The sequence below is a fragment of the [Clostridium] clostridioforme AGR2157 genome (genome assembly GCF_000424325.1).
Classification (GTDB): domain Bacteria; phylum Bacillota; class Clostridia; order Lachnospirales; family Lachnospiraceae; genus Enterocloster; species Enterocloster clostridioformis_A.
The window spans coordinates 20633-42764 of sequence record NZ_AUJR01000008.1 but is presented as its reverse complement, the minus strand read 5'-3'; the positions used below and the strand labels follow the sequence as shown (position 1 = coordinate 42764).

The following is a 22132-nucleotide window of genomic DNA, read 5'->3' as shown; positions in this document are numbered from 1 at the left end:
TCTACTGCTGCTCCATTTTTTTGTTAAATCCAATAGACCATGTTAATGCAAAAGCAACTGCAAAGGATACCACATTTACTAAAATATACAGCGGTAGCTGTTCATTTAAGTATAATAAGGTTCCGGGAATACCGGTAATGGACATTCCGGTTGCTCTCAGGTGGAAGATCGATGCCAGGAAACCACCGACACCGCCGCCAATCATGGACATGATAAACGGTTTCACGAATTTTAAGTTTACACCAAACACTGCAGGTTCTGTGATTCCCAGCATAGCGGATAAGCAGGAAGGGTAAGCAACCTGTTTTGTCTTATTGGATACCGCTTTGATTGCTACGGCAAGAACCGCTCCCGCCTGAGCCATATTTCCGCAGGTTCCAATCGGATTCAGATAATTCCAGCCGTCCTGAGCCAGCATGCTGATTTCCAGGAAGTTCAGTACATGGTGGATACCGAAGATACCAAGGAGCTGTCCAAAGCATCCGTATAAGAATCCGCCGATTCCCATCGGGAGGAAAATAATCGTCTCTACCACTTTCAAAATAATTGCTTCTAAAGAATGAAGTAAGGGTCCGATTCCGAAAATTGCAAGGATGCTGCCAACTAAAAGGGTTACGAATGGTGTTACAATCAGGTCAATTGCATCCGGCACATGTCTGCGGAGCCATTTTTCAAACTTGGCTGCAAGAATACCTGTCACAAAGGCCGGCAGAACGGAACCCTGATAACCGGTAACCTTCAAAAATCCAAAAAATACCAACGGGTCTGCTTCCCCTGCACCTACCGCATAGGCATTCGGCAGGCTTGGGCTTACCAGCATAAGTCCTAATACGATGCCAATGACAGGGCTTCCGCCAAAGTTGCGGAAGGTTGACCAGCAAACTAATGCAGGTAAGAATGCAAATGCTGTATCCGTCAAAATCTGTGTAAATGTAAGCAGCGTCTGCGAAACGTTCTCCGGTGTTAAGCCAAATACCGCCAACACGGCTTCCTGCGTCAGTAATCCTCTGAGTCCCATGAAAAGACCGGTTGCAACAAGGACAGGAATAATCGGAACAAATACATCCGAGAACATACGGACTGCCCTCTGGAATTTATTGCCGTAAACAACGGTTTCTTTCTTTTTATCAGATGCCGGTGCTTCTCCCTCATCTCCGGTTATTTTGATTACTTCATCATAGACTCTGTTTACCAGACCTGTTCCCAGAATGATCTGGTACTGCCCGGAGTTAAAAAAAGATCCCTTTACCTTGTCCAGTGCTTCCACATCTTTTGTCTGAATTTTTTCTTTATCAGATACAACGATTCTCAGCCGGGTAGCACAGTGTCTGACGGACACGATGTTGCTTTCTCCACCCACAAGTTCAATAATCTTTTTTGCAAGTTCCTTTTCACTCATAATTTTCTCCTTTTCCTTCTAAATAATCTCTTTTATTTTTATATTGGTACGTTCGGTTATGCCTGCAAATGTGAGCTCTGGTTTTCTGTCTTTCGGTAAGATTCTGGATGAAAATACTTTTTCTCCGCCATTTACAAAGATTTCCAGGCTGGAATTATCTGACCATACTTCCATTTCCTGCAGATTCTCAAGCCGGCATTCTTTTGATTCCCACTCATCCGTAAGCCAGCTACATCTTGAAAACACGATTTTCTTCTCAACGGGATTATATTCTATTTTTGCTTCCCCCTGATGGAAATCCATGCACAGGTTCTGCTTTAAATCTATATTCTGAATCCGCATAGAAAAAGCACGATTTTCCGGATAAGCCTTTTTTACATTCTGTGATTTCAAAATCACAGTCACTTCATTTCCAAGTTGTTGATACAGTTCCCTGGCCGGATGCTGATATAATTTTCCGTCTTTTACAGACAGTTCTCTCGGAATCGTCTGGCAATGAATGTTCGGTTCATTTTCTGCAAATGCCTTTTCCTGTTCCTCTTCCATCCTGGACATCCAGGCGAATAAAACTCGTCTTCCATCCGGAGCAAGAAAAGTTTGAGGCGCATAAAAATCAAAACCACTGTCCATCACCGTATATCCTTCATCCAGATTTTCACGATCCAGTGTTCCTGTCTTCTCATCAAAATTTACGATTTTAGATGCCGCGAAGCTGTACTCTGGTTCATCTTTTTCATTGTCTCGTTTCTGCGGGTCAAACAACAGCACATAATTTCCGTCCAGTTGGAATAAATCAGGACACTCTATCATTTCATACTGTTCGGTTACCGCCAGCATATTTGTGTATTCCCAGGTTATTCCGTCTTTTGAGCGGCACAGTGCAATCGATCCTTTTCCATTTTTTCTCTGCGCTCCCACTACCATAAAATAGTGATTGCCTTTCCCTTTAAATACTTTAGGATCCCTGAAATGTTCCGTAAATCCTTCCGGTGTCTCCAATACCGGACCAGTCTTTAAGAATTTTTTCCCATCTTCCGAAACAGCCATACACTGTCTGCTTTTTCGTTTTCCGCAGGTTTTGGTGTTACCTGTATAAAACAAATATAATTTGTCTTGTATTACATAACCGCTGCCGGAATATACTCCATCCTTGTCATAGCTCTGATCCGGAAGAATTGCACTGCCTTCAAATTCCCATGAACACAAATCTGGTGAGGTAAACAGCCCCCATTCTTTATAAGAATGATTCTTGGCAAATCGGTTCCATTGAAAAAAGACATGATATTTTCCTTTAAAATAAGCCAATCCATTCGGATCATTCAATAAGCCGCAATCCGGTTCCAAATGATATTGCTGTCTTATCTTTCCTGTCATTTTCTATCTCCTCTTTTTTACTTGGCACCTATGAGCATATTAAACTATATTCTATCTTGATTTTCTATAGCATTTCATCAAATATATATGGAAAAAACTAACCTTTTGTACTATAATCAAATCATGAAAGAATATAAAGAAACCCAACATACCTTAATGTACAAATCAACCTCTGACTTATCTTTCTATAGTGCCGGATATGAGGAATGCAGCCCCGGATACAGCTATGGGCCAAGATTCAGGTCCTATCAGTTAATTCATTTTGTGCTCAGCGGTAAGGGGGAATTACATATTAATGAGCATGTATTCCAGTTATCTGCAGGAGATGCATTTATCATACCGTCTGGAAAGGTCTCCTACTATGAGGCATCGAAAGAGGCTCCCTGGTGTTATGCCTGGGTTAGTTTTCTGGGAATTAATTCACAAAGATATATCTATCAGCTGATGACGTCTTCTGATGACATCTATATTATCCACAATCTGGATACAGAGAAATATAAAGCTTGCATTTTTGAAATACTGACACTGGAAGGAAACACTACAAGCGAATACCTTAAAGCGAACAGCCTTCTTTTTTTGATTATGTCTTCCCTTTTTGAAGACGTTTCATTTAATGAAAACAATTGGGGAAAAGAATCTGTTATTGATGAAGTAAAATTTTATCTTGATATGCATTATGCGGAAAAGCTGAAGCTAAAAGACGTAGCAAAATCTTTTGGCGTCCATCCCAACTATCTGACCAGAATATTCCACAACAAATATGGAATGTCCCCCAAACAGTACCTGATGGATATCAAACTCAAAAAAGCCCGCAGATTGCTGACTACTACAGAACTTCCTGTTTCGGTAATCTCAAGTTCTTTAGGATTTGATGACCAGCTTGCATTTTCCCGTATCTTTAAAAAAAGTTATGAGGAGTCTCCTTCTGAATACAGAAAGAAGAGCCGTGCAGCCATCCATGAACCAAATACGTCTTAGCGCTCCATGCGCCTGAAATGGCGGTACCTCAGTAAAGAAGTGATTCCGACCAGCACCTGTCAGGCAAACCATCTGCGCCCATTCCGTTTCCTCGCCGAAAAACATAAGTCTTGAGACAACGGCTGCCATCAGGACACAGAGAACCGCCATATCATAATGCCTTACTACGCCGCCTGCCGCCGTTTTGTGGGAACGATTTCCAGCATGGGAGGCAATCACAAGCCCGGCCTGAATAAACAGCGCTGCAGGCCAATCTTTCAACGGCTTCTTTGATTTGGTCGTTTCCGCCCCGCATAGATTATTCTGTCTTTGCATAGTAATATGCATTATTTTGCTGTTCCACCGTTACGTCAAGACTTGTAAAATAGTTCTAAAACTTCTTTGAATCGCATAGCCAACTCACCAATCCAATTCCGCCGCATAAGATATGACAAAGCGTATTATGAAAGGTTACTGTATGTATTACGATAACTACTATCCTTCCATGCCGGAAGACCTCTATTCTTACCCTGCAGCAGGTTCTGAATTACAGCCTGATGGCCTGCAGATGGATGAATCCATCTCTGATGATCTGCAGACAGATGAATTGCAGCCTGATGATTTACAATCTGATATGGACTATTCAGAAGACTGGGTTAATTCACAGGAGTATGACCCAATCATCCCATATACAGACAGCCCGGAGGATGAGCAGGTTTTTGGCGCCCCCATGTCCGGACGCACTGCCCAGTCCATGCAGGATCAGCCCATGCAGGCCCAACCCATGCAGGCCCAGCCAGCAATGTTTAGGCCAGACAGGCCGAATCCTTCCGTAAGACCCGACAGACCCAACCCTCCCGAACGGCCCGACAGACCTAACCCTCCTGTAAGACCCGATAGGCCAAATCCTCCCGAACGGCCCGACAGACCTAACCCTCCAAGGCCAGTTCCTCCGAGGCCAGTTCCTCCTATAGTGAATCCGGATTGGTCGTGGAACTGGGGATTCATCCTTCCAGGTACGGTCTTCCCTGTCTCCGTTGCGCGGGTTCGGTTTTATAATGCGGCAATACGTGGCCCAATCCAGATTTATATAAATAACCGTCTGGTTGTATCCAATCTTGGTTTCCTGGATTTCACCCGGTTCTATAATGTGGCGCCAGGCCGCTACCGCATTACCATCTACAGCGACAACAACATGCGTACGCCAATCGTGGATACCTGGATGTCATTCCAGCGGAACACATCCACAACCGTTACCCTGGCCGGCTCAGGTTCTAACTTCTGGCTCCAGACAACGGAACAGTAAGGGGACCATCTGCCCTAGGATTTACTGGTCGCAGATGGAGCCGTCTTCATACAGACGTGTGTTAATCTTGTGTGCCTGAAATGGGAACTTATCTTCCACGGAATCAGCTCAATTCCAATACCAGGTCCTGTTTTTATTGTCATTGTTCATAAACAGGTCTTGTGTTGCTTGCACCTGTTGGAAACGTGCGCCGCTAGGCACACGCTGATAAGGCCGGGAAGCAATGCTCCCCGGCCTTTTTAACCTATATCTCTATTTCTTATATTACAGAACTTCTTTCCCTGTTTACACAGAGGGCAGTCCCTGTAGTCATAATACGTATAATCCTGTCTGATATATGCTACCTTTGTATTAGCCAATCCTACAGATTCCTGTCATTTCCAGGATGACTCCACACTGTATCCTCCGGTTTATTCTCTGAATCATTACATTTGTCTGAATCATTACATTTGTCTGAATCCTCTTTTGTTTCCTCCGGCTCCGGAATGCCCTTAACCTTGCGGAATATCTTCATGAATTCCCTGCCGGTGATTGTCTCCCTGTCAATGAGGAATGCGGCTATCTGGTCCATGGCATCCTTGTTATCGCTTAAGAGACGCTTTGCCTCATCGTAGGAAGCCTTCAGTATCTTCATGACCTCCTGGTCAATTTCAGCTGCCGTTGCATCGCCGCAGTTTAACACGGCCCGTCCTGTCAGGTACTGGTTCTCCTGGGATTCAAGCCCCATGAGGCCGAATTTATCAGACATGCCGTACTGGGTAACCATGGCCCTGGCCAGGTTGGTGGCCTGCTGGATATCGTTGGACGCTCCTGTGGTAACTGTCTCAAATACGATTTCCTCGGCGGCACGGCCGGCCATCAGCTCTACCAGCCTCGCCTCCAGCTCCTTCTTCGTATTGAGGTACTTCTCCTCCTCCGGCACATTCATGACATATCCAAGAGCGCCCATTGTCCTTGGCACAATGGTAATCTTCTGTACCGGCTCGGAATGCTTCTGGAGTGCGCTTACAAGAGCGTGGCCCACCTCGTGGTAGGATACGATGCGGCGCTCTTCCTTGCTCATGATACGGTCCTTCTTTTCCTTACCCACAAGAACCACTTCCACTGCCTCAAACAAATCCTTCTGTGACACGGCATTGCGCCCGTGCTTAACCGCATTGATGGCTGCCTCGTTCATCATGTTGGCCAGGTCCGCGCCCACAGCGCCCGAGGTGGCCAGCGCTATCTCCTTAAAGTCTACGGATTCATCCAGGAGCACATCCTTGGAATGTACTTTAAGTATGTTGATACGACCGTTAAGGTCCGGCTTATCCACCACCACACGGCGGTCAAAACGTCCCGGACGAAGAAGGGCCGGATCCAGGACCTCAGGACGGTTGGTGGCGCCCAGAACCAGAAGTCCCTTGGTGGAATCAAATCCATCCATCTCGGAAAGAAGCTGGTTCAGGGTCTGTTCACGCTCGTCGTTGCCGCCCATACGGCTGTCACGGCTGCGTCCAATGGCGTCAATCTCATCAATGAAGATAATGCAGGGCGCATTCTCAGTGGCGTTCTTAAACAAATCACGGACACGGGACGCACCCACGCCCACGAACATTTCCACAAAGTCAGAACCGGAAAGGGAATAGAAGGGCACATGGGCCTCGCCTGCCACTGCCTTGGCAAGCAGGGTCTTACCAGTTCCGGGAGGGCCCACTAAAAGGGCGCCCTTGGGCAGCTTGGCGCCAATCTTGGTATACTTGCCCGGATTGTGGAGGAAATCCACGATTTCAGTCAGCGACTCCTTGGCCTCGTCCTCACCGGCCACATCCTTAAAGGTGATGCCGGTCTCCCTCTGGACGTACATCTTGGCATTGGACTTGCCCACGCCCATGATTCCGCCGCCGCCCATTCGCTTCATGGTGAAGTTCATGAGGAACAGCAGGAACAGGAATGGGACAGCATAATTCAGCAGGACCAGAAGAAGGGTGCTGCTGTCGGACTTCTCACGGTTGGTGACCACGTTATTATCCAGTATCCTGCTGACGAAATCATAATCGCCTTCCAGCCTCACCACATAATAATCCAGATTCTGGGAATACTTAGTATTACCCTTCTTAGGGATGACCGTGATTTCCGTGCTGCCCACCTTGATGGAGTCCACCTCGCCGGCTTCAACCATCTGGACGAACTCATTATAGGACAACTCCTGACGTTTCTTGGAATTCAGATAGTTGTTCATACTGCTGACCACGATAAATGTAAGTATGGCAGCAACCACCAGCATGGTTATGGTCTGCCAGTTACTTTTCATATTCGGGTCCTGTTTGCTATTATTATCCATATTGTATAAATTCTCCCTCTGAATGAGTCATCTATCAATTTCCAGCAAAAGCCCATTCTCTACCATTATAGTGTCAGTCTCCCCATAAATCAAGAAAAGAACAATTAATTTTCTTAAATTTTAAAAAGTCCTGGATTTATTCTCAATGAGGATGTATAATGTTTCAGTTATTTTTTTGAAACTATATCAAGCAAGTCACACGACACCCACAACAAGAAAAGGAGGTATCCCCATCATGCCAGTCAAATACGTATTCGTAACCGGTGGCGTAGTCTCCGGCCTGGGAAAAGGCATCACTGCGGCATCTCTTGGCCGCCTGTTAAAGGCCAGAGGCTACAAAGTGACCATGCAGAAGTTCGACCCCTACATCAACATAGACCCCGGCACCATGAACCCGGTCCAGCACGGAGAAGTCTTCGTGACGGATGACGGCGCTGAGACAGACCTGGACTTAGGCCACTATGAGCGCTTTATCGACGAAAGCCTTACCAGGAATTCCAACGTCACCACCGGCAAGGTCTACTGGACGGTCCTGCAGAAGGAACGCCGCGGAGACTTCGGCGGCAGAACCGTACAGGTAATCCCCCATATTACCAACGAAATCAAAAGCCGTTTCCACCGCAACTACACGGAAAACGAGACGGAAATCGCCATCATCGAGGTAGGCGGCACGGTCGGCGACATCGAAAGCCAGCCCTTCCTGGAGGCCATCCGTCAGTTCCAGCATGAGGCCGGCCCCGGTAACACCTGCATCATCCATGTAACTCTCATTCCTTATCTGAAAGCCTCAGAGGAGCTTAAGACCAAGCCGACTCAGGCCAGCGTAAAAGACCTTCAGGGAATGGGCATTCAGCCCGATATCCTTGTCTGCCGCAGCGAACTCCCCCTGGACGGCGGCATTAAGACGAAAATCGCTCAATTCTGCAACGTTCCCAAACATCACGTACTCCAGAACCTGGATGTGGACGTGCTCTATGAAGTACCCCTTGTAATGGAGGAAGAGCATCTGGCCCAGTCCGCCTGTGAATGCCTGGAGCTGCCCTGTCCGGAGCCGGACCTGACAGACTGGAAGGCCATGATAGATGCCTGGAAGCATCCGGAGCAGGAAGTGACCGTGGCCCTGGTAGGCAAATACATCCAGCTCCACGACGCCTATATTTCCGTGGTGGAAGCCCTGAAACACGGAGGCGTTGCCAACCGTGCCGCCGTTCACATCAAATGGGTGGATTCCGAGACAGTCACGCCGGAAAATGCCCCTGAAACCTTCAAAGATGTGAGTGGCATCCTGGTTCCCGGCGGCTTTGGCGACCGCGGCATTGACGGAAAGATTCACGCCATCCAGTATGCCCGGGAACACCGCATACCATTCCTTGGACTTTGTCTGGGAATGCAGCTGTCAATTGTGGAGTTCGCCAGAAATGTGGCCGGATACGCAGATGCCCACAGCGTGGAGCTGAATCCCGCCACCACCCATCCTGTCATCCATCTGATGCCGGAACAGAACGGAGTGGAGGACATCGGCGGCACCTTAAGGCTGGGTTCCTATCCATGCGTCCTGGACAAGACCTCCAAAGCTTATGGCCTGTACGGTGAAACCACCATCCATGAGCGCCACAGACACCGCTACGAGGTCAATAACGACTACCGCACCGTACTTACAAAATGCGGCATGATGCTCTCCGGCCTGTCCCCCGACGGACGGATTGTGGAAATGATAGAGCTTTTGGACCATCCCTGGTTCATTGCCACCCAGGCCCATCCCGAGCTCAAATCCAGGCCCAACCGGCCCCATCCCCTGTTCACAGGTTTCATAGAGGCCGCTTTAAAGGAAAAGGGATGTAAAAAATAATGTATGACAAAAATGGCTGTCCTGTTTTTGATTTGCCAGTATGAATCATCTGACTTTGCACAAACTATATTTAAGATTCAATCATAATGCATCAAAGGAGGTGAATCCCAATTGGAACGCAAGGAAAAAGACGATTTTGACGTTGACATACAAGCCTGCTCCATCATGGACTGTACCGGCCTGATTCCTTCCCTGCCCCAGGATGAGGCGGAAAAGGAAGCCTATGAGGACCTCTATCCCTATGTCACCAAGGCTGTTTCATCGGACAAGGAATAAAGGAATGGGGGCAGGACAGCACAGCCTAAATTACAAAAACGGAGCCGAGACACTTGCCTTTGCTCCGTTTCATTTTATACATCATCTTAATACACTGTTTCTGCAATCTGTAAACTGCATCTGTCATCTGCAATCTGCCGACCGCCATCACCCATGCATAAATCTGCTTAAAAACTCCTGGGTCTTAAGCTGCTTCGGCGCTCCGAATATCTCTGAGGGCTCTCCCTCCTCCACAATCACGCCGCCTGCCATGAATGCCACATGGCTGGACACATCCCTGGCAAAGGCCATTTCATGTGTGACGATAATCATGGTAAGGCCCTCTCCGGCCAGCTTGCGCATGACCTCCAGCACCTCGCCCACCATCTGCGGGTCCAGTGCCGATGTGGGCTCGTCAAACAGCAGCACCTCAGGTTCCATGGCCAATGCCCTGGCAATGGCCACCCTCTGTTTCTGTCCGCCTGAAAGCTGCCTGGGCTTGGCGTTGATATAAGGAGCCATCCCCACCTTTTCCAGGTAATACATGGCATTCTTATGGGCATTTGTCTTGTTCTTCTTAAGCACCTTGACCTGTCCGATAATACAGTTCTCCAACACGGTCATGTTGTTAAACAGATTAAAGCTCTGGAACACCATTCCCACCTTGGAGCGGTACTGGGGCGCATTGACCTTCTTATCGGCAATATTGGTTCCATGGTACATGATTTCGCCTGTGGTAGGCGTTTCCAACAGATTCAGACATCTGAGCAGTGTGGACTTTCCGGAACCCGACGCGCCGATGATACAGGTCACATCCCCGCTGCTTACTGAAAAGTCAATATCCTTAAGCACAGGATTGGTACCGAAGGTTTTGCTCAAATGACGGATTTCTAATATCCTGTCTCCTTTCATCGCGCATCCTCCTTCTTCTTATCCTTTTCATCCGGGAACCGGTACATACCGCTGGTATGCGCCAGGGTGTCAGTGGTGGCCAGGTCGTAATTGTCCGCGCCGTCCATCCTGTTTTCCCACCAGCGCAGGATTCTGGAGCAGGTGAATGTCATGATGAAATATACAATCATGGTAATGGTATATGCCTCGAAATTCATGTACAGGGCTCCTGCAGCTGCCTTGGTCTTATACAGCAGCTCCGTGACGCCGATAACAGAGAGCACGCAGCTGTCCTTGATATTGATAATCAGGTTGTTGCCAATCTGAGGCATGATGTTCCTCAGCGCCTGGGGCAGAATCACATAGAGCATGGTCTGTACATGGGTCATGCCGATGGCCTTTGCTCCCTCTGTCTGGCCCGGGTCAATGGAAAGGATTCCGCCGCGGACTGTCTCAGCCATATAAGCGCCTGTATTGATGGAAAGAATGAAATAGGCGGCGCCCCACATGGACATATTGATTCCTAACATGGGCAGAAGCCCGTAATAAATAAACATGGCCTGGGCCATCATGGGCGTACCGCGGAAGAACTCCACATAGGCGTTCAGAATCAGTTTCACGACCCAGAGCACGGCCCTCTTTACCGGGTTGTCTCCCCGCTCATTTGGTATGGTCTGCACAATACCCACGGCAAAGCCTATGATACAGCCCACCAGAGTACCTACCAGGGCAATCTTAAGGCTGACGCCTGCGCCCTGGAGCATTGACATACCGTATCGGTTGAATACGACCATAACTCGGCCGAAAAAATCTGTTGGCATATCCCTTCTCCTTACTCTTTAACGTACTTTAGCCTGACGGCAACTTAGTTTGCCAGAGGCTGAACAGAGATAGCTTCATCCATCATCTTGGAGAAGTCATCCTTTGTCATCTTTGTGAGGACGCTGTTAATGGCATCCTTTAACTCTGTATTGCCCTTCTTTAAGGAAATACCGATATTGATATCTTCATCCGTCACCTGGAAGTCAGCATCGCCGCCGCCAAACTCAATCATCTTGAAATTGGGATAAGCGATGAGAGCGCCCTTGCCTGTAGGCTGGTCAGTAACAACCAGGTCGCACTTGTCGGCGTTTAAGGACATCAGCATGTCAGGAGCGCTGGCAGTGGCTGCCAGTACATTGGCATCCTGAATCTGAGGCAGACAGGTGTTGTACCAGATGGTGCTCTGCTGGGAAGTACAGGTGGCTCCTGCCAGGTCTGCGACGCTCTTGGCATCTGCATACTTGCTGCCTTCCTTTACCAGGGTAACGATGGTTGCATAGTAATATGGCTCAGTGAAATCCACTGCCTTAAGGCGCTCGGAGGTAATGGACTGTCCTGCGATGACACAGTCAACCTGTCCTGTGGTGACAGCCGGAATCAGGGAATCCCAGTCCAGACGTACGATTTCCAGGTCATAGCCCAGTTCCTCACAAATCTTCTTTGCCATCATGACATCATATCCGTAAGCAAACTCATTGCTGTCAGCAATGGCCACTGCGCCGTTGGAATCATCAGGCTGTGTCCAGTTGTAAGGCGCATATGCACATTCCATGGCCACGCGCAGCGTCTTCTTCTCTCCGCTGTCTGCGGCTGTGGTATCTGCTGCGGCATCGCCCTGTGACTTGGCATCGCCTGCTGTGGTTGTTGCCTCTGCCTTTGTGTCTGCTGCAGTGGCTGCTGTGCCGCGTCCGCCGCACGCCGTCAAGGAACCGGCAGCAAGGACGCCGGCCAGAATCAGGCCTAAAACTTTCTTTGCACTCATTTTCATAATAATCTCTCCTCTTAAAAATGTTCCAGGCTTTACTGTCTAAGAAAAAAGCCACACCCATCCTCACAGGTATGACTCCACTGTCATCTGATGACCGGCAATCCCAAACAGCTAAAACCTTGCCCTATTAAACACGGCGCACTTTACTTTCTTAAGCATACATGCGCCTAACGTGCTAAGTATAACATAACTCGTCCTGTTTTCCAATACCCAAATACGTTTTTTTATACAGGAAAAAGGTATAAATACTTGTAAAAACAGCCATAAATCCTTTAATTGGGAATTCATGGCTGTCATATATAATCATTTCCTACTGTTTGTTTTCCTCTGTCCCATCCTCTGGTCCCCGGACTGCCCCCTGGGCTGTTTCCTGAACTGTTTCATGGTTCTTGTCCCCCATCAGCTCATCCATGCGCTGTAAGAATGCATCGTCGGGCTGAATTTGATTACCGTCCTCATCCACCTCCACGGCAAACAGGAATGTCCTGGCATCTTTGATTTCGTAGCTGCATGTAACCAGGGTATACAGTGTCTTGGCCGGATATGTAATCTCCTCGCCGTAGCTGCAGGGCTTCACCATCTCATGTACAAAGGCGTCAAAGGATTCCTGGGATTTGAACCTGGTCTTGCGCACAATGGGCTGGGCCTCCCCGTAATAGGCAGCCACTGCCTGTAACTTGATTTCCCGGTCAGGAGTGTAGATGCTGAAAAAACGGTGCTCTTTAAAATATGCCTCGTCCTTAAAGCGGTTTACATCCTTGAACATGCTTCCGTTCTTCATATTATGGCCGTACAGCACATTGTTGCGTCCCGCAAAATCGCCCTGACTCTCAAAATCCAGGTAAATGGCGCCTGCAATGTTCTCCTTGCCGTAAAAATCATGATTCAGGTAGAAATCATTGTCCTCTCCCTGGACAATGGGATAATCGATGTTGGTATCCGGCACCCGGATCCATCCGATGGTATCCGGATTTTCCTTCATCAGCTCCTCAAAGTTAATTGGAGATACATATGGTTCTGTCTCCGGCTCCGCGGGACCGGGCTCCGCCACTGCCTCTGTGTACGGCTGCGCGGTTGTCTCCCTGGCCAGCTCAGCCAGCCGCTCATACTCTTCTCCGGTCCTCTTGTCCTCCACCCAGCTGTGTATGCTCATGGCGCCGCTTACCAGCATGACGGCCAGCAAGACAAGGATGATGATGCCCCGTATCCTGCTCATTCCTTTTTTCTGATCCATAGATGATTCTGTGTCCTTTCCTGCTGTCATCCCATATGGCCGGAGGCCGCTTTAAGCTCCCCGCTCCATCCTTCGCTGTCAGCCGCTGCCTCCTGCATCAGAAGCAGCATCTCCAAAAAGCTGCGGAAACTAACCTGCCTGCGCTTCTCCTTCCAGCAGATGGTTCCCTGCCAGGTGGCGTTCCTTCTGAACATGACCCTTATAACAAAGGTCATGGGGCCAAAGCCTCCTGCATTGACCATAACGCTTCTGGGACTGATGATGGTCTCTTCCTCCTCGCCTTCCGGAAGAGGAAGAAGAAGGCGCTCCACTTCATCCCTGAGTTCAAACTCACTGACAAACTCCCGGCGGTCCGCCACTGCCGGATGGGATACATCCCCGCCCATGACGAAATGGCTGAAATTCCGCACAGCCACCTCGCACATCCGCTTGCCGAGGCCGTGCATGATATCACTACCGTGTCCGAGAGAACGGTCCAGATACTCCATCAGATCCAAAAAGCTCTGAAAGGAATAGGTGATGCCGTTTCTCAGGTCCATTATTTCACCCTGCCACGTGGAATGAAACCTGTATTTCACATGAAGGCAGAACTCGGCCAGTTTTCCCTGGAGCCGCTTTTTGCCGGACTCCTCCCCACACCTTAAGGATAGACCGCCATGGTTTATCCCCGCAAAGGACCTCTGGCCCACACTCTTCATGGGATAGCGAAGCTCATCAAAAAGTTTTTCCAGGCAGATGGCCATCTCCGATATACAGCCAAAGGGTACTGCCTCCTCCAGGCTGTCATGGCAGAGCCTTCCCTGTAACAGGCGGCCATCAAAGCTGTCAATGGCTATATTTACATATTTGTACGAATCCTGTAGGGCCCCGGTTTTTGCAATCGACATATATTCACCTGCTTTTCTCTACTAAATTGACATAGTAATCCCATTAAACCTGTTACCATTATAACAGCCTCCGGTTACAATCCGGTTACAAAAGAACACCGGGCTGCTTTTTTATGTACTTTTTTCTGGACAATTATGGTTCTGATTAGTATACTTATCTTAGAATGACCTCGTTTTTGCAAAGGAGAGCAGACATGAATGCATCCATTCTGGAAGATAAACCTACTATTTATATAAAAACCCTGGGCGGATTTTCCCTCAAGGTTGGCGATAAAGAGATAACCGACAACAGCAACCAGTCCAAAAAACCCTGGTGCCTCCTGGAATATCTGGTGGTGTTCCAGAAGAAATCCATCAGTCCCGGTGAACTTATCAACATCGTATGGGCCGACGCCCCCGGCGTCAACCCGGGCGGAGCCCTGAAAACCCTGATGTTCCGCAGCCGCAAGCTGTTAGAGCCCCTGGGGATTCCTCCCCAGAAGCTGTTAGTCCAGCAGAGAGGTTCCTATTGCTGGACGCAGGACTATTCATCCGTCCTGGACACTGAACAGTTTGAGTCCGTCTGTACCCGGGTCCTGAATCAGGACATGGATGAGGCCGAGGCCCTTAAGCTCTGCCTTGAGGGACTGGAACTGTACAAGGGGGATTTCCTTCCCAAATCCGAATATGAATCCTGGGTCATCCCCATCAGCACATACTACCATTCCCTGTACCAGAAGCTGGTCTATAAGACGGTGGAGCTGCTTACCAGAAAGGAAGATTTCTCCAGGATAACCTCCATCTGCCAGGCAGCAGTGGGGATAGATCCCTTTGATGAAAAATTCCGCTATCACCTGGTATACTCCCTCTACAGGGACGGCCACACCAGCCAGGCCATAGAAGAATACAACCATACACTGGACCTGTTTTATAATGAATTCTCCATCTCTCCGTCGGACCATTTTAAGGATTTATACAAGTCCATCCGCAGCAAGGAGCAGGGCATCAACACAAACCTGGATTCCATCCAGGAGACCCTTAAGGAGGAAGCCTCAGGAGGGGCATTTTACTGTGAATATCCTGTATTTCACGACCTGTTCCATCTGGAACGCAGGGCCATTGAGCGTACCGGGGATTCCATCTATCTGTGTCTCCTCACCATCGGTGACCTGGACGGACGGGTCCCTAAGACAACGGTCCTTAACAAGGCAATGGAGCATCTGAACCATGCCATCCGCGGCTCCCTGCGTTGCAGCGACGTTTACACCCGTTACAGTATCAGCCAGTACATCATCCTCCTTCCCACCGTGACCATGGAAAAGGGTGAGATGGTCATGAAGCGGATACTGAGCAATTTCCGCAGGCTCTACAGCCGCAAGGACCTGATTGTGGATTACAAGCTTCAGCCGGTGCTTCCCTGGAAGCGCACCCCGGCAGGCCTTCGGGAATAAACATACTTTTCACAATCATTCTGCCGCGTCTGTGGCCCTGCTCCTGCCATAAAAAAGTTGGTTCAGATTATTCATCACATGGCGGTAAGCCGGTATGAGAAACAGATCCGCGGCGATCCAGGCCACCGGGCTGGCGATGCACACTGCTGTATATCCAAACACAGGCACCAGGCAGAAGCCCACAAAGGAGCGCGCTGCCATCTCGCATACTCCGGCAATAATGGCCAGCCTGGAATATCCAAGTCCCTGAATCATAAACCGCACCGCATTGACGAACACCAGAGGAATATAGAACAAGCTGTTGCCGATGAGGAACAGGCGCGTGTTCCTCAGGATTTCCCCTTCCCCCTTATCCACAAACATAAGGGCAATCCATTGTCCGAAGATACAGAGCACGGCAAAGGCTATAACGGCATAGACACAGCCCATGACAGCCCCTGCCTTCAGGCCCTGGTCAATACGGTCCAGCTTCCTGGCCCCCACATTCTGTCCGCCGTAGGTGGCCATGGTGGAGCCCAGAGCGTCAAAGGGACAGCAGAAGAACATGCTGATTTTGCTGCCTGCCGTCACTGCGGCCACTGCCATGGAGCCCAGGGAATTGACTGCGGTCTGCAGGATTACGCTTCCTATGGCGGTGATGGAATACTGCAGCCCCATGGGAATTCCCATGTTGCACAGAATCTTCATGTAATGGGCATCCGGCCTCCACTCGTCATCATTCATCTTAAGAATGGTGAATTTCTTTTTCATGTACATCAGGCACAGGATTCCCGACACTGCCTGGGCCGTGACGGTGGCCCAGGCAGCCCCTGACACGCCCATCTTAAGGACCAGAATCATAAAGAGGTCCAGGGCCACATTCACCACAGATGAGAACACCAGAAAAATCAGGGGGGTAGTGCTGTCTCCCAGGGAACGTATGGTGCAGGACAGCAGGTTATAGAGATAGGTGGCTGGAATACCCAGGAATATCACGAAGATATAGCTGTAGGCCCCATCAATAATATCCTCCGGCGTCTGCATCAGCTCCAGGATGTTGCGGCATAACAGGCACACGGCCACGGTCATGACCACTGAAAACAGGATTGCCAGCCATGCGCTGTTGGCAACAAACCGTCTGAGCGCCTTTTCGTTCTTTTCCCCGAATTTCTGGGCCACCGGAATGGCAAAACCGCTGCACACCCCCAGGCAGAAACCGATAATCATAAAGTTAATGGAACCGGTGGAGCCCACCGCTGCCAGAGCCCTGACCCCCAGGCACTTGCCCACGATGATGGTGTCCGCCATATTGTACAGCTGCTGGAACAGCAGCCCGCACAGCATGGGGATGAAAAATCCCAGTATCAGTTTTACCGGGGAGCCTTCCGTCATATCCTTTGTCACATTTGCGGCCATGTATGTATTCCTCTCTGTTTCTGTGAATTTCATCCCAAGCCTGTTATTGGTAGCAGAGCACAGGCATGCCCTTATATATTAAGTCATAGAGCACGCTGGCTTTTTCCGGCGGAAGGTTTATGCAGCCATGGCTTCCGCTGGTCTGGAAGATGGTGCCTCCGAATTTGCTTCTCCATGCGGCGTCATGGAAACCAATGCCTCCGTTAAAGGGCATCCAGTAATCCACATGGCTCTCGTACTCATAGGTTCCGTCCGCCTGCTTGGCTCCCCTCAGTATCCTGTCCTTTTCCTTGTAGGTCAGGCTGTAGATGCCTGCGGGCGTGTCGTAATTCTTGGATATATTTCCCGTGACGCAGGGCGCATCCCACACCAGGTTTCCTTCCTGGAACATGTATACGTGCTGTCCTGTCAGGTCCACCTCCGCATACGTGGTGCCCCAGTCAGGAGCCGTGCGGCTTGCTGCCGTCATGGCGTATACAGGTTCCCTGTCCACAGGACCAGCTGCGGGGCCGGCCTGAATCAGGGCTGCCAGGGCCTGGACCTCGCCTGCCACATCTATTTTCCAGCCGTAGGGGCCTGTCAGCTCCACATCTTTGCCCGTGGCTGTATGGAATATGCGGGCGGTTCCGGCCGTATCCCTTCTGGAAGCCATCTCTGTCACAAAGGCCGTGATTTTCTCCAGGTCAACCGTCGGTACCCCGTCCTGGCTTCCTGTGACCCAGGTGGCTATGGTCTCACCGCCAAGGGTCTCCTTCTCACCGCCAAACACATAATTGACGCTCATGTCCCGGTACTGGTTCATGCGGGCGCACAGGGCGATAAGGTTCTCATCTGTCTCCCATATATTTACCTGGTAATAACAGCCTGCGCTGTCCACATCCACTGAGTTCTGCCCTGCTTTTACAGCAGCGGTAATCACCTCCGTGGTTTTGGCCTCGTCCACATTATTTCCCTGGACAGCCGGTATGATGGAAAAAGGCTGTCCCTCCTCATAGGAGGATATGCGGGCATCGGAAGTGACTGTGATGCCGGAGCCGCTTATCAGGGTCAGAGCCTTAATCTTTGCCCCCAGGGCCTCCTGGCTGTAGGTCACTGTCATGCCCATGGTATGGGAGTTATCCGCATCCGGTCCTGAGACACGCCCGGTTGCGTTCTGTGCGTCCAGTATAGCCTTAAGTCCCTCGGGAACCTCCACCCTGTAACCGATATCCGTACCTGTTATGGTTTCCTGGCGTCCGCCTCTCTCCTTGATGGTGAGATTGTATTCACCGGCATAAAAACCCTCGATTCTGGCCTTGGCCTCATCCACGGTCAGTCCGCCCACTCCCACGCCGTTGACTTTTGTACCGGATACAAAACGGGTTGTATCTCCGCTCTCATCCGCCAGGGACACAAACGCCCCTGCCAGCACAAGCACAGCCGCTGCCATCACCGCTGCGGCCAGCCTTCCCATCCATGTCCTCTTCCTTAACTTCTGCATAAACAATCCTGCCCTGCCTTTTATTGATATTTACTGCATTTTCTTCCACTCCTGCCTGAAAACGGCAGGATGCTTTCTTAACATAACAGCCCTTCACCATATTTTCAATATGAAAATCAAAAATGTAAGAATTCTTCATAAAAATATAAAATCCGGGGTCCCTAAAACAGGAAAACCCGGATTCTTTCGTATGTCAGGACCTTTATCAGTCCACTACCTCTATGCTCTCGATGACAGGCTGGTTGGCCTTTGCCACGGAACCGTTGTTGTCTTCCACCTTTGTATCCTCGCAGATGGCATCCACTACCTCCATGCCCTCTGTCACATATCCGAAACAGGCGTAATCCCCATCCAGGAATGTGCTGTCCTCGTGTACAATGAAGAACTGCGAACTGGCGCTGTCCTTTATCTGGGAACGTGCCATGGAAATAGCTCCCCTGGTGTGGGACAATGGGTTCTCCACTCCGTTGTTGGAAAACTCGCCTTTGATTTCCTGGTCAGAACCGCCCATGCCCGTGCCTAACGGGTCGCCGCCCTGAATCATGAAACCGCTTATGATGCGGTGGAAGGTAAGTCCGTCATAGAAACCGTCCTTGGCCAGCTTCAGGAAGTTAGCCACCGTGATGGGGGCCTCGTCCCCGTAAAGCTCCACGGAAATGGTTCCATAGTCCTTTACGTTAATCTTTACATGGTGTTTTCCTGCCGCTGCCTCAATTTCCTCAGAATCGGTATCCTGGGCTTCCTCTGAAGCCTCCGCTGTCTTGGTTGTCTCCTTTTTAGCCGTCTCCGCCTTGGCTGCATGTTCCTTAACCACCTCAGTCTGCGCCGCCGTAGTCGCGGCCCCTGAACTGGTGCTGCATCCGGTCAGGGCTGAAACCGCCAGTACCGCTGCCGCACATATACAAATCCATTTTTTCATTTATTCTGCTCCTCTTCTTATGGGAAAACCGGTCCGCCGTCCCTATGTCCGGCCATTTTACCGTAATAGACGTCCGGGCGTTATGTCACCCGGACTGCCAGAGCATATTGTAACACCTGCAATGCCTTCCCGTAAAGGACTTTTTAGAAATATCATACTTTTGTCACATTTTCCCCGGAACGTAAATCACAAAATCCGCTTGCCAGCCGTCTCTCATGCCCGTCCGGGCAGCGCACGGCCGGCAGCCATCACCCGGCGGCAGACCACGCACAGAACCACGGTGACCGCCATGTCTGGAAGGGTGCTTCCCACAGGTGTATCCACCCGCATCAGTACGCGGTAAATCACAAAACCAGCCAGCCAGATAACCAGGTTTGGCAGATTAGCCGCCTCCGCCTCATGGTCCTGCCGGATGATAAAATAATCCGCAATCTGAATGGCAATCATGGGGGCAAACACGGAACCAATCAGATAAAGGAAATCCGTAATGTTGTCCATGGGGTATACCATGGCTGCCGCAGTGCCAACGATAGTAACTGCCACTGCCGCCCATTTTTCCTTAATCCTGCGTGTGATGGACACACTGGATACACCGGCAGAGTAGGCGTCCAGAAACGTGGTGGTCACGGTGGACAGCACGATAATGAGGAGCCCCGCCACTCCCAGCCCTGCCTTGACCATGATGACAGAGATATCATATTCGCCCGTATAGATGGCTGCTCCCATACCAATGACATACATAAAGCAGCTTACCAGGCCGTAGACCACGGCGCTTGCAGCCGTTACCCCGAAGGGCCGTTCGGCCTCCCTTGTATAATCGCTGATTAGTGGCAGCCAGGACAGCGGCATGGCCACAGACAATTCAACTGCAGCCCCAAAGCTCAGGGAACTGTCTGCATTCATGGACGGCTCCCCGTTGCCGGCAAATATAACCCGGCACAGGATGAGAGTCAGCACAAACAGCGCTGCCATGGCTGCCGTATTGATTTTTCCCAGGTTCCTGATTCCAATTAAAAGCCACACCAGAATCAGACCGCCAATCACAAGGCACCAGACCCACAGGCCTGCGTCAAAAATACCGTTGGCAGCCAGCCCGCCGTCGTAAATCATGATGGAGGTCCAGCCCACCAGCTGCAGGACATTAAGCCCGCAAAACAGCAGGCTTCCTTTCTGCCCAAAGCTCATCTTCACTGTTTCCATGGAGCTGCGCCCGGTATATCCTCCAATGAGTCCTGCCATGAACAGCAGAACGCAGCCAATCACATGGCCCAGCAAAATGGCTGCCAACCCCTTTCCAAATCCCAGAGGCGCCAGATATGTGCCTGTCAGTATTTCGGCTATGGATACGCCTGCCCCAAACCATATAAGGCTGTTGGCAGACACGGAGGTCCCCTTTTCCTTCATACTTATCTTTTCCTTCATGCTCATCCCTCCTTAATACTCGCCCCGGATGGCAAATCCATGGTTCATTGGTCCGCTTCCTTTTCCCAGGTCCAGCTGCGCTTCCAGCGCGCCTGAGAGATATACCTTGGCCCGCTCCACAGCCAGGTCCATATCCATGCCCTTGGCCAGGTTGGAGGCAATGGCGCTGGACAGGGTACAGCCTGTCCCATGGGTATTGGGGTTGTCAATCCGCCTGCCGTTAAACCATTTCAGTTTCTTATCCCGGTACAGCAGATCATTGGCATCATTGAGCTGGTGGCCGCCCTTAAGGAGCACGGCGCAGCCATAGCCCTCCCCGATGGCTCTTGCCGCCCTCTCCATGTCACCGGGATTATGTATCTCCATTCCTGACAGCACCTCTGCCTCCGGGATATTGGGAGTCAGCAGGTTTGCCATGGGAAGAAGGACTTTCTTCAGCGCCTCTATGGCCTCCCCGCTGATTAGCCGGGAACCGCTGGTGGATACCATGACCGGGTCCACCACCACATTGGCTGCCCTGTAAAATGCCAGCCTGTCCCCGATGGCCTCTATCAGGCCGCCGGAGGAAACCATCCCGATTTTAACTGCGTCCGGGAATATATCCGTAAATATGTCGTCTAACTGTTCCTTTAAAAAAAATGGAGTCACCTCCATGATTCCTGTCACACCGGTCGTATTCTGGGCAGTCAATGCCGTTATGGCGCTCATGGCGTATACCCCGTGAGCGGTCATGGTCTTGATATCTGCCTGGATGCCGGCGCCTCCGCTGGAATCGCTTCCAGCGATTGTTAATGCTGTTTTCATAGTCATTCTCCTTTTCGCATTAATTTTATAAAGCGGCGGAAGGTGGTGCCCCCAATCCGCCGCCGGGAAGCTCCGGCGCCCATGCCTGATGCCATACGGACATGCCCGTCATACTCAAAAAGGCGGAACACCAAAACAGGTGCTCCGCCGGCAATCGTCCGCTATGGTCCCTACGTTGGCATTATCCAAATCAGGTAATGGGTCTAAGCATGAACAGCTTACTCTCAGCCCACTTAAGTGAGCTCCCCGTTTATTTACAACTACCATTATACATGGTTTCAAGGAGATTGCAATCCTTTTATCTTCTGATTGACCGCATCCTGGCGACATATCCTGGGAGTCCTTTCTGAATCTTATTGTCACATCTGTAAGAACCGTTCCACAATCCGCTCTTTGC

18 protein-coding genes and 1 riboswitch are annotated in these 22132 nt (G+C 50.1%); of the genes, 5 read left to right on the top strand and 13 right to left on the bottom strand.

Going from position 1 to position 22132, the window contains the following annotated elements; translation table 11 throughout:
* Position 1 precedes the first annotated feature (1 nt).
* Complete coding sequence (locus tag G614_RS0104820) at positions 2 to 1399, bottom strand: sucrose-specific PTS transporter subunit IIBC (RefSeq protein WP_027641042.1); 1398 nt, start codon at positions 1397 to 1399, stop codon at positions 2 to 4.
* Between the two features lie 18 nt (positions 1400 to 1417).
* The gene (locus tag G614_RS0104815; protein WP_027641041.1) at positions 1418 to 2773 is read right to left on the bottom strand and encodes a glycoside hydrolase family 32 protein; all 1356 of its coding nucleotides are present in this window, start codon (positions 2771 to 2773) and stop codon (positions 1418 to 1420) included.
* 87 nt (positions 2774 to 2860) lie between these two features.
* Here G614_RS0104815 and G614_RS0104810 point away from each other — a divergent pair, with 87 nt between their 5' ends.
* A complete protein-coding gene (locus G614_RS0104810) occupies positions 2861 to 3751 on the top strand; it encodes an AraC family transcriptional regulator (protein WP_027641040.1) in 891 nt (296 codons plus the stop codon).
* 457 nt (positions 3752 to 4208) lie between these two features.
* Complete coding sequence (locus G614_RS0104805; RefSeq protein ID WP_027641039.1) at positions 4209 to 5036, top strand: DUF4397 domain-containing protein; 828 nt, start codon at positions 4209 to 4211, stop codon at positions 5034 to 5036.
* 361 nt (positions 5037 to 5397) lie between these two features.
* Here the strand turns inward: G614_RS0104805 and ftsH are convergent, their stop codons facing one another.
* Positions 5398 to 7359, bottom strand: a complete 1962-nt coding sequence (gene ftsH / locus G614_RS0104800; protein WP_027641038.1) for an ATP-dependent zinc metalloprotease FtsH — start codon at positions 7357 to 7359, stop codon at positions 5398 to 5400.
* A gap of 235 nt (positions 7360 to 7594) precedes the next feature.
* On the opposite strand from ftsH, the gene G614_RS0104795 reads away from it, so the two are divergent.
* Both G614_RS0104795 and G614_RS31905 read left to right on the top strand, forming a co-directional pair.
* Entirely contained in the window at positions 7595 to 9208 is a 1614-nt protein-coding gene (locus G614_RS0104795) for a CTP synthase (protein WP_027641037.1), read from the top strand.
* A gap of 111 nt (positions 9209 to 9319) precedes the next feature.
* Positions 9320 to 9484 carry a hypothetical protein gene (locus tag G614_RS31905; RefSeq protein WP_166430217.1) on the top strand — a complete coding sequence of 55 codons (165 nt, stop codon included), beginning with the start codon at positions 9320 to 9322 and terminating at the stop codon, positions 9482 to 9484.
* Between the two features lie 147 nt (positions 9485 to 9631).
* Here the strand turns inward: G614_RS31905 and G614_RS0104780 are convergent, their stop codons facing one another.
* The 5 genes from G614_RS0104780 to G614_RS0104755 all read right to left on the bottom strand — a co-directional run bounded on the left by G614_RS0104780 (position 9632) and on the right by G614_RS0104755 (position 14285).
* Positions 9632 to 10375: an amino acid ABC transporter ATP-binding protein gene (locus G614_RS0104780; protein ID WP_027641036.1), complete on the bottom strand. Its 744-nt coding sequence runs from the start codon at positions 10373 to 10375 to the stop codon at positions 9632 to 9634.
* Positions 10372 to 11175 (bottom strand): amino acid ABC transporter permease, encoded by an 804-nt coding sequence (locus tag G614_RS0104775; RefSeq protein WP_027641035.1) that lies wholly within the window; start codon positions 11173 to 11175, stop codon positions 10372 to 10374. Before G614_RS0104775 ends, G614_RS0104780 begins: the two co-directional genes overlap by 4 nt.
* 44 nt (positions 11176 to 11219) lie before the next feature.
* Positions 11220 to 12164: a transporter substrate-binding domain-containing protein gene (locus G614_RS0104770; protein ID WP_027641034.1), complete on the bottom strand. Its 945-nt coding sequence runs from the start codon at positions 12162 to 12164 to the stop codon at positions 11220 to 11222.
* A gap of 310 nt (positions 12165 to 12474) precedes the next feature.
* Positions 12475 to 13398, bottom strand: a complete 924-nt coding sequence (srtB, locus tag G614_RS0104760) for a class B sortase (RefSeq protein WP_027641032.1) — start codon at positions 13396 to 13398, stop codon at positions 12475 to 12477.
* A 26-nt stretch (positions 13399 to 13424) separates the two neighbouring features.
* A complete protein-coding gene (locus G614_RS0104755; protein ID WP_027641031.1) occupies positions 13425 to 14285 on the bottom strand; it encodes a hypothetical protein in 861 nt (286 codons plus the stop codon).
* Between the two features lie 194 nt (positions 14286 to 14479).
* Between G614_RS0104755 and G614_RS0104750 the strand changes: the two genes are divergently transcribed.
* Positions 14480 to 15715 carry a BTAD domain-containing putative transcriptional regulator gene (locus G614_RS0104750; protein ID WP_027641030.1) on the top strand — a complete coding sequence of 412 codons (1236 nt, stop codon included), beginning with the start codon at positions 14480 to 14482 and terminating at the stop codon, positions 15713 to 15715.
* 15 nt (positions 15716 to 15730) lie between these two features.
* Here G614_RS0104750 and G614_RS0104745 read toward each other — a convergent pair whose 3' ends face one another.
* From G614_RS0104745 to thiD, 5 genes are all read right to left on the bottom strand, one after another.
* Entirely contained in the window at positions 15731 to 17110 is a 1380-nt protein-coding gene (locus tag G614_RS0104745) for an MATE family efflux transporter (protein ID WP_027641029.1), read from the bottom strand.
* 43 nt (positions 17111 to 17153) lie between these two features.
* Positions 17154 to 18590, bottom strand: a complete 1437-nt coding sequence (locus G614_RS0104740) for a L,D-transpeptidase family protein (RefSeq protein WP_027641028.1) — start codon at positions 18588 to 18590, stop codon at positions 17154 to 17156.
* A 205-nt stretch (positions 18591 to 18795) separates the two neighbouring features.
* Positions 18796 to 19509 carry a peptidylprolyl isomerase gene (locus G614_RS0104735; protein WP_027641027.1) on the bottom strand — a complete coding sequence of 238 codons (714 nt, stop codon included), beginning with the start codon at positions 19507 to 19509 and terminating at the stop codon, positions 18796 to 18798.
* A 213-nt stretch (positions 19510 to 19722) separates the two neighbouring features.
* Positions 19723 to 20931 carry a putative hydroxymethylpyrimidine transporter CytX gene (cytX, locus tag G614_RS0104730; protein ID WP_027641026.1) on the bottom strand — a complete coding sequence of 403 codons (1209 nt, stop codon included), beginning with the start codon at positions 20929 to 20931 and terminating at the stop codon, positions 19723 to 19725.
* A 12-nt stretch (positions 20932 to 20943) separates the two neighbouring features.
* A complete protein-coding gene (gene thiD, locus G614_RS0104725; RefSeq protein ID WP_027641025.1) occupies positions 20944 to 21735 on the bottom strand; it encodes a bifunctional hydroxymethylpyrimidine kinase/phosphomethylpyrimidine kinase in 792 nt (263 codons plus the stop codon).
* Between the two features lie 149 nt (positions 21736 to 21884).
* A riboswitch (TPP riboswitch) is annotated at positions 21885 to 21994 on the bottom strand.
* Positions 21995 to 22132 lie beyond the last annotated feature (138 nt).